The sequence below is a fragment of the Luteimonas sp. 100069 genome (assembly GCF_003813845.1).
GTDB lineage: Bacteria > Pseudomonadota > Gammaproteobacteria > Xanthomonadales > Xanthomonadaceae > Luteimonas > Luteimonas chenhongjianii.
Genome location: NZ_RPFN01000001.1, coordinates 1,306,858 through 1,318,375, shown reverse-complemented (window position 1 = coordinate 1,318,375; position 11,518 = coordinate 1,306,858). Strand labels below are relative to the sequence as shown.

11 protein-coding genes are annotated in these 11,518 nt (G+C 70.0%); 5 read left to right on the top strand and 6 right to left on the bottom strand.

Features of this window, described 5'->3' with window-relative positions; all coding sequences use genetic code 11:
* Window positions 1-8: 8 nt before the first annotated feature.
* The 4 genes from EGK76_RS05835 to EGK76_RS05820 all read right to left on the bottom strand — a co-directional run bounded on the left by EGK76_RS05835 (window position 9) and on the right by EGK76_RS05820 (window position 2,776).
* The gene (locus EGK76_RS05835; RefSeq protein ID WP_096298356.1) at window positions 9-677 is read right to left on the bottom strand and encodes a flagellar hook capping FlgD N-terminal domain-containing protein; all 669 of its coding nucleotides are present in this window, start codon (window positions 675-677) and stop codon (window positions 9-11) included.
* A gap of 31 nt (window positions 678-708) precedes the next feature.
* Complete coding sequence (gene flgC, locus EGK76_RS05830) at window positions 709-1,116, bottom strand: flagellar basal body rod protein FlgC (RefSeq protein ID WP_123831940.1); 408 nt, start codon at window positions 1,114-1,116, stop codon at window positions 709-711.
* A gap of 3 nt (window positions 1,117-1,119) precedes the next feature.
* Entirely contained in the window at window positions 1,120-1,524 is a 405-nt protein-coding gene (gene flgB / locus EGK76_RS05825) for a flagellar basal body rod protein FlgB (RefSeq protein WP_123831939.1), read from the bottom strand.
* A gap of 289 nt (window positions 1,525-1,813) precedes the next feature.
* Entirely contained in the window at window positions 1,814-2,776 is a 963-nt protein-coding gene (locus tag EGK76_RS05820) for a chemotaxis protein (protein WP_096300523.1), read from the bottom strand.
* A 137-nt stretch (window positions 2,777-2,913) separates the two neighbouring features.
* On the opposite strand from EGK76_RS05820, the gene flgA reads away from it, so the two are divergent.
* From flgA to EGK76_RS05800, 4 genes are all read left to right on the top strand, one after another.
* Window positions 2,914-3,600, top strand: coding sequence for a flagellar basal body P-ring formation chaperone FlgA (flgA, locus tag EGK76_RS05815; protein ID WP_123831938.1), 687 nt, complete (start codon window positions 2,914-2,916; stop codon window positions 3,598-3,600).
* Between the two features lie 90 nt (window positions 3,601-3,690).
* On the top strand, window positions 3,691-4,002 hold the full coding sequence (gene flgM, locus EGK76_RS05810; RefSeq protein WP_096298364.1) for a flagellar biosynthesis anti-sigma factor FlgM: 312 nt from the start codon (window positions 3,691-3,693) through the stop codon (window positions 4,000-4,002).
* Window positions 4,002-4,337 (top strand): flagellar protein FlgN, encoded by a 336-nt coding sequence (locus EGK76_RS05805; RefSeq protein ID WP_096298366.1) that lies wholly within the window; start codon window positions 4,002-4,004, stop codon window positions 4,335-4,337. Before flgM ends, EGK76_RS05805 begins: the two co-directional genes overlap by 1 nt.
* 84 nt (window positions 4,338-4,421) lie before the next feature.
* Window positions 4,422-5,594 carry an ATP-binding protein gene (locus tag EGK76_RS05800; RefSeq protein WP_233580171.1) on the top strand — a complete coding sequence of 391 codons (1,173 nt, stop codon included), beginning with the start codon at window positions 4,422-4,424 and terminating at the stop codon, window positions 5,592-5,594.
* Between the two features lies 1 nt (window position 5,595).
* Here EGK76_RS05800 and EGK76_RS05795 read toward each other — a convergent pair whose 3' ends face one another.
* The gene (locus tag EGK76_RS05795; RefSeq protein ID WP_123831937.1) at window positions 5,596-7,311 is read right to left on the bottom strand and encodes an EAL domain-containing protein; all 1,716 of its coding nucleotides are present in this window, start codon (window positions 7,309-7,311) and stop codon (window positions 5,596-5,598) included.
* 15 nt (window positions 7,312-7,326) lie between these two features.
* Window positions 7,327-8,460, bottom strand: coding sequence for an ATP-binding protein (locus tag EGK76_RS05790; RefSeq protein WP_158613456.1), 1,134 nt, complete (start codon window positions 8,458-8,460; stop codon window positions 7,327-7,329).
* Window positions 8,461-8,610: 150 nt separating this feature from the next.
* Here EGK76_RS05790 and EGK76_RS05785 point away from each other — a divergent pair, with 150 nt between their 5' ends.
* Window positions 8,611-11,376: an EAL domain-containing protein gene (locus EGK76_RS05785; protein ID WP_123831935.1), complete on the top strand. Its 2,766-nt coding sequence runs from the start codon at window positions 8,611-8,613 to the stop codon at window positions 11,374-11,376.
* Window positions 11,377-11,518 lie beyond the last annotated feature (142 nt).

The window sequence follows — 11,518 nt, the reverse complement described above, 5'->3', positions numbered from 1 at the left end:
CGGGCGGCTCAGCCGACGCGCAGAACGTGGGCGAGCGGGGCGGTGCCGAGGCCTTCGAGGTCGAGGTAGAGCCCGTCCGAGCCCACCGAGACGCTCTGCACCTTGCCGCGCACGTAGGTGCCGAGGCTGGTCGCCGTCCCGGTCTCGGTGACATGTCTGGCGGTGATGCCGTAGGCGCCGGGCGGTAGTTTTTCGCCGGCGGTATTGGTGCCGTCCCATTCGAACGCCACCTCGCCGGCGGCCTTGGCAGGCACGGTGAACTGGCGCACCGGCAAGCCGTTGGGGTCGGTGATTTCGAAGGTGACCATGCCCGACGAGGGCGCGGCCACGATGCCGCCGGCCTCGCCGCCATCGGGCAGTGCGAGCTTGGCGGACGGCAGCAGCACCTCGCGGCCGACCATCGTCGCGCCGCGCAGCAGCTGGTCGGTCGCCATCGAGCCGGCGAAACCATTGACGGTCGCGTTGAGGCCCTCGATGCCCTGCACGGTGGAGAACTGCGCCAGCTGGCCGAGGAACGCGCTGTTCTCCATCGGCTTGAGCGGGTCCTGGTGCTTGAGCTGTTCGGTCATCAGGCGCAGGAAATCGGCCTGGCCCAGGGACTCGGCCTTCTTGTCGGCGGCCTTCGGCGCGCCGGCAATGCCGAGGCTGCTGTAGATGTCGTTGGCGATCGTGCTCATCGGCGGATGCTCGGGGAATGGGGCGGAGGGCCTAGCGGCCCATCGTCAGGGTGGCCATCGCCAGTTCCTTGGCGGTATTGAGCATCTCCACGCCGGCCTGGTAGCTGCGCGAGGCGGAGATCATGTTGACCATCTGCGAGACCGGATCGACGTCCGGCGCGTAGACGTAGCCCTGTTCGTCGGCCAGCGGATGGCCCGGCTCGTAACGCTGGACCGGCGGGGTGTCGCGCTCGACGATGCCCGCCACCCGCACGTTGGTCAGCGACGGATCGCTGCCATGGGCGGTGGCCCGGAACACGGCCTCGAGCGGTCGGTAGACCTGATCGGGCGAGCCGGCGACCGAGTCGGCATTGGCCAGGTTGCTGGCCAGCGTACTCAGGCGCACCGACTGCGCCTGCAGGGCGGAGCCGGCGACGTCGAAGATCGGCAGATTGCTCATGGCTTACTGTCCCGTGATGGCGGTCAGGAGGGTGCGGACCTTCGACTCGAGGAAGCTCAGCGATGCGCGGTACTCGAGCGCGGCGCGGCCGTAGGCGGCCCGCTCTGCGTCGGGATCGACGGTATTGCCGTCGAGACTGCCCTGGCTGGCGATGCGCGCCACTTCGAAGGGTTGCAGCGTGTCGAAGCCCGACAGCGGAATCCGGTTGCCCTGTTCGCGTGCCGTTGCGTTGCCCGCCTCGCGGACCCGCGCGGCACTGGCGAGGGCGGCGTTGAAATCCAGGTCACGTGCCTGGTAGCCGGGAGTGTCCGCGTTCGCCAGATTGCTGGCGATCAGCTTCATGCGCTGCTCGCGCAACGGCAGAGCGTCGGCCTGCAGCCCGAGATAGGACGAGATCGGATTGGACATCGGCGCCTCCGGCAAACCTGTGCCGGGACAGCTGCAAGCGGCGTGCCAGAACGCGCTGCGGCGGGCACGAGGCGCGACCGGATTCCGACGATGCGCGCGGATGCGCAGCGGCACGTAGCACGGCGGCAGGCCACGTCCACAGTCGCTGCGGCGGTTCGTCCGTTGCGTCGTCGCGACCCCGTTCGCGGCGGCTCCGCGCGCGTAGGGCGGGAGCCAGGCGTGCCGCGATTCGGTCAGGCGACAGGTCCTGCGCCGGGCTGGCGCTGCCGGAGGCCTTGCCCGCCGGTGCTCAGGCGTTCGCGACCAGACGCCCGCCGGCGGCCTCGGCCACGGCGTTCAGGCGTTTGAGCACCTCGTCGGCCAGGTCGTGGGGGCTGTACTTGGCGACGAACGCGTCGGCGCCCACGCTCTGCACCATCGAGGTATTGAACACGCCCGACAAGGACGTGTGCAGCAGCACGAACAGGTCCGACAGGCCCGGGTGTCGACGGATTTCCGTCGTCAGCGTGTAGCCATCCATCGCCGGCATTTCGATGTCCGACACCACCAGGGCGTAGCGCTGCGACGGCGGCTCGCCGGCCGCGTGCAGCTGCAGGAGGTGGTCGAGCGCCTGGCGCCCGTCCGAGAGCAGGGTGACGCCGACGCCGAGCTGGTCGAGCACGCTGCGGATCTGCTGGCGCGCGACACGGGAGTCATCGACCACCAGTACCTGCATCGGCGGCGCGCCCTCGGGCAGCGCGTATTCGGAGGACAGGTCGGCGTCCATGCGTGCCTGGGAGATGTCCGCCAGCACGCTTTCCACGTCGATGACCTGGATCAGTTCGCCCTGGAAACGGGTCACCGCGGTCAGATATCCGCCATCGGCACCGAGATCGGGGGGCGGCAGGATGTCCTCGACCGCGATGTTGACGATGCGCTCGACGTCGCTGACCAGGAAACCCTGCACCGAGCGGTTGAACTCGGTCACCACCAGGTAGCCGGGCAGGTCGTCCTGGGCGCGCTCGGGATGGCCGATTCCCAGGCCGAGATCGAGCACGGGCACGCTGCGTCCGCGCACGTCGGCCACGCCGGCGAACTGCAACGGCAGGCCCGGTACCTGGAACAGGTTGGGCCGGCGCAGCACTTCCTGCACCTTGAACACGTTGACGCCAAAAACCTGGCGCCCGCCGAGGCGGAACAGCAGCAGCGCCAGCCGGTTGTGGCCGGCGAGGCGGGTGCGTTGATCGATGCGGTCGAGCAGATCCTGCGACATGGTCCCGGTATCGGCGCCACGGCCGCGCACTTGAGGGTCGCCCGATCAACCGCCGCGCGGTCCGCCGGTCGCGGCGTGCGGCAAGCCGCCCGGCACGGGACTTGCACCAGTGCCGGCATCCCGTACCGGACCGCCCCATGCTCCTTCCGCTGTCCACCCTCATTGCATGGCGCCGACTGGCAGTCCGCCTCGCCGTGGGCGCGCTGCTCGCGGCCTGGGGCGCCAGCGCCGTGGCCAATCCCTTCCAGCCGGTGGAATCGATCCGCGCCGCCGCGCTGTCGACCGCGGAAGCGGGGGAAGAGGCGGACGCAAGCCTCGACCCGGCGCTGCGGATGCCGCGCTGCGCGCAACCGCTGCAGGCCCGGCGGACCGGCGCCGCCACCGTGGAAGTGGCCTGCCCGGAAGGCTGGCGCCTGTTCGTGCCGCTGCGCGTGCGCCGCCAGCAGAGCGTCCTGGTGCTGTCGCGCAGCGTCGCTGCAGGCGAGGCGATCACGGCCGATACCTTCATGACCCAGCAGCGCGATGCCACCCGCATCGCCGGCGCGGCGATCGCCGATCCGGCAGAAGCGGTCGGCCGCAGCGCCCGGCGCACCCTGGTGGCCGGCAGCGTGCTGACCGCCGGGGACCTGGTGACGCCGCGCCTGGTGCGGCGGGGCGATACCATCGCCCTGGTGTCGAGCCAGGGCGGGATCGAAGTGCGCATGGCGGGGCGGGCGCTGGCCGATGCCGGGATTCGCGAGCGCGTCAGCGTCGAGAACCTCAGCTCGCGCAGAGTGGTGCAGGGAACCGTCGACGAGGCCGGCGACGTGCGGGTCGGGCGTTGAAGCCGTGGTCACATTGCCCCTCAAGCTTCTCCCGATCCGGCCGATACCGGCCATGACCCCATACAAGACCCTCGTGTCAGGAGCTCCGACATGACCAACAGGATCGAAGGCACCGCCGCCCCCGTGAGTCGCGCCCTGGCTGCCGTCGGCACCGCCCAGGCCGGCCGCGCAGGCGAGTCGCGCGCCAGGCCGATCGAGGCTGCCGCCGCCGCGGACAGCCTGCGCCTGACCGGCGAAGCCACCGGGCTGCAGACCCTCCAGCGCGACCTCGCCACGAAGCCCGCATTCGACGAAGCCCGCGTCCAGGCCCTGCGCGAGTCGATCGCGTCGGGCAGCTACAAGGTCGATGCCGAGGCCATCGCCTCGCGCATGCTCGACCTGGACGCCCGGCTGGCCGGCTGATGTCCGACCCTCAGGCCAGCCTGGAACGTCTCGCGGCCGCGTTGTCGGCCGAGCGCGAGGCGCTGATCGGTCACGACGTGGACGCGCTGATGCGCTCCACGCGCGACAAGATCGTCGCCCTGCGCGAGCTGGAAACCTATCCCAGCGGCGAACTGTCGGGCCCGCTTGCCGAACTGGCCGAGTTCAACCGGGCCAACGGCGCGCTGCTGGCGCGGCGACGGCGCGAGGTCAACTGGGCCTTGCGCCACCTCGGGCGGATGGAAAGCGCCCCGGCCTACGACGCCAGCGGCCGGGCCGAGACTGCCCGCCGTCCGCGCGAGCTGGCGGTCGCCTGAGCCCGGCGGCTTAGAATCGTGGGCCCCCTCCAACGGGTCTACGCCGTGCCGCCGCTTTCCCCGCTGTCCGCTCCCCCGGCCCCGTTGGCCGCCATTGCCCTGTCCCGCGTCGACGAGGGCGTCTGCCTGCACGAGGCGGACGGCCGCCTGATCTATGCGAACCCTGCGGCCGAGGCGATGCTGCGCGCGCACCCGGTCTGGGTCGACGCCTGCGGACGTCTCGATCGCCTGGTGCCACTGCAGGCGGCACGCGACGCCCGCGCGCATGGCAGCTGGGCGGACAGCATCGTCCTGCCGGCCACGACGCTCGAGGTCCGGCTGTACTGGCTGGGGGCCGAAGCGGGCCGCTTTCTTCTGCTCCTGCGCAGCGACGCGCAGCCAGGCAACGGCGATGACGGCGAGCTCCAGCAGCGCCACGAGGAACTCAACGTCCGCTTCAATGCCGCGCAGGAACAACTGCTGCAGTCCGAGAAGCTCGCCTCGATCGGCCAGCTGGCCGCTGGCGTGGCGCACGAGATCAACAATCCGATCGGCTATGTCCACTCCAACCTGGGAAGCCTCCAGGAATACGTGGGCAATCTGTTCGCGCTGATCGACGTCTACGAACGCGCGATGCGCGCGCACGACCCGCTTTCGATGCGGGCCGAGATCGACGACACGCGCGAGCGTCTGGACGTCGATTTCATCAGCCGCGACCTGCCGCAGCTGCTGACCGAGTCGCGCCAGGGCATCGAGCGCGTGACCGCGATCGTCCGCGACCTGCGCGACTTCTCGCGCTCGGACCGCGAACACGCCTGGCGGCTGGCCGATCTGCATGCAGGGCTGGATTCGACGATCAACATCGTCTGGAACGAGTTGCGCTACAAGGCCAGGCTCGAGAAGGACTACGGCACGCTGCCGATGATCGAATGCCTGCAGTCGGAGTTGAACCAGGTCTTCATGAACCTGCTGCTCAATGCCGGCCAGGCCATCGATGGCGAGGGCGTGATCAGCGTGCGGACCGGGCACGAACCGGGGCAGGTGTGGGTGGAGATCGGCGACACCGGCAACGGCATTCCGCCCGAAGTCCTGCAGCGCATCTTCGACCCGTTCTTCACCACCAAACCGGTGGGCAAGGGCACCGGACTGGGCCTGTCGATCTCCTACGGGATCGTGGCCAAGCATCACGGGCGCATCGAGGTCGAGAGCACGCCGCAGGCCGGCAGCCGGTTCCGGGTGATCCTGCCGGTGCGCCAGCCGCAGCCGGTGGAGGGCTGACTTACTCCGGCTCGCGGACGCGCTGGGCTTCGTACGTGCGGAAGGCCTGGCGGATGTGTTCGCGCAGCTTGTTGTCGTCCCAGGGCTTGGTCAGGAACCGGTAGATGGCGCCGCGGTTGATGGCGTCGGTCACGGTGGCCAGGTCCGTATACCCCGACAGGACGAGGCGGATCGTGTCTGGATAGAGCATCTTGACCCGACCGAGGAACTCGGTGCCGTCCATCTCCTGCATCCGCTGGTCCGACAGGATGACCTGGACCTGGTTGGTGGCCAGCAGGCCGAAGGCATCGCGCACGTTGCCGGCTGCGAGAATGCGGTAGCCGTCGCGGCGGAACAGCCGCACCAGCGAACGCAGCACGTTCTGCTCGTCGTCGACCAGCAACAGCGTGCGGTCGGACTGGGTGGCGGTGAAGAGTTCGGGCCTCAGGTACCGGCGACGAAGTGCCTGGCCCGCGGCGTCGGCGCTCATCGGCTCGCCGAACAGGTAGCCCTGGAAGTAGTCGCAGTCCGCGCGGCGCAGGAATCCCAGCTGTGCCTCGCTCTCCACGCCATTGGCGATGACCTTCATGCCGAGCTGGTGGCCCATTGCGATGAGCGCGCGCACGATGGCCGTCTCGCGGCTGCCGGCGGGTGCGGCGCTGATGAAGCTGCGGTCGATCTTGAGGATGTCGGCGGGGTAGCGCACGAGCGCGCCGAGACTGGCGTCACCGGTCCCGAAGTTGTCGAGGGTGACGGCGATGCCCTCGTGGCGCAGCGCCGACACGGTGCGATAGACCACGTCGGTGCTGTTCTGGGTGAGCACGCGTTCGTTGAGTTCCAGCACGATCGACGACATCGGCAGGCCGGCATGCTGCATGCGCGCAAGCAAGCGGTCGACGAAATCCGGCTGCAGCAGCTGCTGGGTCGTCACGTTGACGCCGACGAAGAAGTCGTCGAAGCCCTGTTCGCGCCAGGCGCGCACCTGCACGATGACCCGCTCGAGCATCCAGTCGCCGATCTTCAGGATCAGCCCGATACGTTCGGCGGTGGGCAGGAAGCGTTCGGGCAGCAGCGGGCCCAGCACCGGCGACTGCCAGCGGACCAGTGCCTCCATGCCGATCACGCGTCCGTCGCGGGCGCTGATCTTGGGCTGGTAGCGCAGCCGGAACTCGCCGTTGGGCAGGGCGTCGACGATCTGCCTGGCGATCGTGCTTTCGCTCTGCGTGCGTTCGTGGACGCCGGTGGCGTGCAGTTGCACCGGCTCGTCGACGGTTTCCGATGCCCGGCGCACGGCCGTTTCCGCCAGTTGCAGCAACATCGAGGGGTCGTCGCCATGGTGCGGGCAGAGACTGATGCCGATCCTGGCCTCGAGGAACAGCGTGTAGGGCAGCACTTCCAGCGGGCGCTCGATCTCGGCGATCAGTTCGAGGGCCAGCGTCTGTGCCGCCTGGGCATCGGCGCCGGCCTGGGAGACAGCCACGATGAACTCGTCGCTGCCATGCCGCCACGCCTGGCCGCGGCCCGCCACCCGGTCCTGCAGCCGCTGGCCCACCGCGTCGAGTGCCGCGTCGCCCACGTCCACGCCCATGTTCTGGTTGACCGAAGCGAAGTGTTCGATGTCGACGTGCAGCAGGACCAGCGGGACGCCGGAATCCAGGGCGTCCCGGATCATCCCCACCAGTACGGGATGCGCTGCGCCGAGCCGGGGTGTCGGAGGGGTGGGAACGGCATCGGGCATGTGCATCGATCGATTCTAGCCGCCGGCATGCGGATCGGGCGGCGTTGTCGATGCCCCGGCATAGGGGAGCCAGGCTTCGATCCGCGTGCCGTTGCCCGGCCGCGACTCCACGTCGAACCGGCCCCCGATCATGTGCGCACGCTCGCGCATGATCACCAGGCCGAGGCCACGCGCCGCGCCGGGGAGGAATCCCGCGCCGTCGTCCTCCACGCACAGGTGCAGGCCTTCGCCGTCGTCACGCAGCGACAGGGCGACCCGGCTGGCGCCGGCATGGCGCATGATGTTCGTCAGGGCCTCCTGGGCGATGCGGAAGCAGGCCTGTTCGACCGCAGCGTCGGGTCGGCGGGGCAGGGGCTCGATCTGCAGCGCGGGTACCAGGCCCGCGCCGCGCAGCAGGCGCTCGGCATGCCAGCGAAGCGCGGCCTCCAGGCCCAGCGCATCGAGTTGCGGCGGGCGCAGCAGGATCGAGATATCGCGCAGCCGCTCTAGGGTCGCGTCGGCCAGCACGAGAATGTCGCCAAGGTCGTCGCGCCGACGATGCTCGTCGGATTCGTCGAGCGCGCTGAGCGCCGCCATCTTCATCGCCGTGACGGACTGTCCGATGTCGTCATGCAGCTCGCGCGAGATCGCACGGCGCTCGTCCTCCTGCACCGTGAACACGCGCGCGGCCAGTGCCTGCAGCTCGCGGTTGCCACGGGCCAGTTCGTCGCGCATGCGCTCCACCTCTGTCAGGTCGCGCACGACGAGCAGCGTGCACGGGCGACCGTCCAGGCCGACCTGCGCACACGTGAGTGCGGCCTCGAACCGCGAGCCGTCGCGGCGACACATGCGCAGCGATGGTGGCGGTGCGTCCCCCGCGCCGGCCGGGGTCGTCAGCCAGCCCAGGAATGCTTCGCGTGTGCCGTCGCTCACCAGGCAACCGGCATGCATGCCGCACAGCCCGCCGGGGGGATGGCCGAAGATCGCCTCTGCGGCCGGATTGGCGTGGACGATCCGGTCCTCTACCAGCAGCAAGATCCCATCGGGAAGCAGGCGCATGAGTTCGCGAAATTCGCCTGCTGCCGTGTGCACGGCGGTCAGGGGGTCGGCCATGCGCTCGACAGCGCGGCCACGATGGATCGGATCGGGGGCAGTGGGTCCGGACGCCATTTCCGGCGCATCTCCTTCCATGCATGTGGCCCCGGAGTCTAACGCCCGCGCGCGCAGTGGCGGCTCAACTTCAGTGCGCCGGCGCCGCTAACACTCGGGACGCCCCGCCGCTTCCGCGGACGAGGCCACAGACGGAGCGACCGCAGCGCGATGGAACCCGGCCTCATTTCCAGCCTCCTCGACCATCCGGTCTCGGATGGCGTGCTGCTGCTCGACCGGGGCGGGCGCTGCATTGCGGCCAACCCCGCGGCTCGCCGGCGCGGCCTGGACCGGCTGGTCGAGCGGCATGCGGCGTCGCTGGCGGGGCTGTACGCACGCCTGCTCGACGGTGTGGACGAGCTGCCCTGCGAGCTGCCCGATACCGGCATGCCGCTGCGCGGCCTGCTGCGGGCGGTGCAGGTCGACGACAGCGGGCCGCTGGCGTTCTCGCTGAGCGTGCGCCTGTCGGAGGATCTGGATGACTGGCTGGAAGCCGCCGAGTCGGGCGGGCACGCGTTGTGGGTGTGGGAGCTGCGGCATGACCAGATGCGCGGGTCGGCGGCCTGGATCCAATGGGTGGGTCGCGCGGGACACGATGCGCCTCTGCCGTTCGACGCGGTGGAGCAGCGCATCCATCCCGACGACCGCGGCCCCAGGCGTACTGCCCTGGGCGCCTATCTCGAAGGCGCCGTCGCGCAGTATCTGTGCGAGTACCGCTGCGTCCGCGAGGACGGTGACTGGCGCTGGGTGCGCGACAGCGGACAGGTCACCGCACGCGATGCGCAGGGCCGTCCATCGAAGGTCGCCGGAACGCTGACCTGCATCGATCACCAGAAGCGTCTCGAGCACACGCTGCGCGAGCAACGCGGCCTGGTCGAGGACACCCAGCGCCTGGCGGGCATGGGCAGCTGGCAATGGGCCATCGATGACGATCGCGTCTCCTGCGCGCCGCAACTGCGCGCCCTGCTCGACATCGAGGAGGGCGCCGGGCTGCGCAACTGGCTGCGGCGCTGTCGACGGGCGGAGTTCCCCGTGCTGCGCCGCGCGTGGCGCGAACTGCGCGACCGCACCGAGCCCGCGCACTTCGAGCTCACCCTGTCCGGCAAGGGCGCGGCCAACGTCCTGCAGATATGGGCTTCGCCGCAATGCGACGGGAATGGCCGGCCGCTTACGGTACTGGCCCAGGTGCAGGATGTGACCCGCCAGCGCCAGAGTGATGCCGAAGCCCGTCGGCGCGGCGCGCTGCTGCGCCGAGTTGCCGAGCTCGGCCGGATCGGCGGCTGCGAGATCGACGCAGAGACACGCACGCTGCACTGGACCGGAGAGTGTGCCGGGCTGCACGGGCGGGAAGGGCAGTCGCTTCCGCTCGACGATCTGCTGAGGCACTACACCACCGAATCCCGCGAGGCCCTGCAGGCGGCGATGAGCCGGGTCGCATCGGGCGCGCCCGCGGCATCGATCGAACTATGTTTCTACCGCCCGGACGGGGCGCAGGTCTGGACCCAGGCGGTGGTCGATTTCGTCCGCGAGCCGGGTCTACCGCCGCGTTACCTGGTGCTGTTCCGGGATATCTCGGGCGAACGTGCGGCCAGCGAGCGCATCGAGCAGCTGGCCCACTACGATGCGCTCACCGGACTGCCCAACCGCACCCGTCTGCGTCAGGACGTGGATTCGGCACTGAGCCAGGGCGGATCGCTGTGCCAGGCGCTGCTGCTCCTCGATATCTCCGGCTTCGGCGGAATCAACGAGGCCCATGGCCATGCCGCCGGTGATCTCGTGCTCAAGGCGGTCGCGGCCCGGCTGCACATGCTGGTGGACGCCGGCGACGTGTTCGGGCGCATCGGCGCCGACGAGTTCGTGGTGCTGCTGCAGCAGGGCGCCAGTCGTCAGGAGGTGACGCTTGCCGCCCAACGCATCGTCAACGGCCTGTCCGACCCCGTGCCCGCTGCCGGCGAGCTGCTGCGCTTCGGGATCAGCGCCGGGATCGCGGTGCGTCCGCCGGGCGTGGGCTTCGATGAGCTGCTGCGCGCCGCCGGCGTGGCCCTGCACGGTGCCCGCCGCGAAGGGCGCAACCACATCGAGTTCTACAGCCCCACGGCGTGGCTGCAGGCCCGGCGCCGCCTGGAGATCGAGCATGCGCTGCGCGGCGCGCTCGAGCAGGAGGAGTTCTCGCTGGCTTACCAGCCGCTGATCGATCTGGCCGACGGCGGCGTCTGCGGCATGGAGGCGCTTCTGCGCTGGCACCATCCGGAGCTTGGACCCTGCGCGCCGGGCGAGTTCATCGAAATCGCCGAGGCGACGGGCGACATCGTCGCGATCGGCGAATGGGTCCTGCGCGAGGCCTGCCGGCAGGCCGCCGCATGGGATGCGTCGGGCCTGCGCTTTGGCCGCATGTCGGTCAATGTCTCGGCCGTGCAACTGCGCGATCCCGGGTTCACCCAGCGCGTCCTGCTGGCGTGCGCCGACACGGGATGGTCGACCGCCCGGCTCGAACTGGAGATCACCGAGTCCGCCTTGCTGCTCGATACCGACGCCTTGTGGGAGTGCTTCGGCGCATTGCAGAGCGCTGGCGTTGCCCTGGCCGTGGACGATTTCGGCACCGGATTCTCGAGCCTCAGCTACCTGAGCCGTTTTCCGGTAGGGCGGCTGAAGATCGACCGGAGCTTCATTGCCGGCCTGGCGGCATCCGACGGGACGGGGCGGGCGGTGGAAGTGACGCGCGCGATCATCCAGCTCGGCAAGGCGCTGCGCATGCAGGTGCTGGCCGAAGGGGTCGAGTCGAACGAGGACGAACGGCTGCTGCGCGAATACGGGTGCGACGAGGTGCAGGGCTATCTGCATTCCAGGCCGCTGGCTCCGCGGGAGATGGTGCGCTGGCTGCAGGCTCGCGCGCTGAGCGCCGATCATGTCGAGCCGGTCCACGCGTCCATGGGCTGAACCGCGGCGGCTGGTGCTCGGGCTGCTGCATCGATGAAGCTGCAGCGCCGGACATGCGCGCTGCAGGACACGACCGTTCCGTAGCGGCCTCGCCGCCCAGACCGCGCGCCACGCGTGGTGAGTCCGGCTCCTGCCAGCTGCG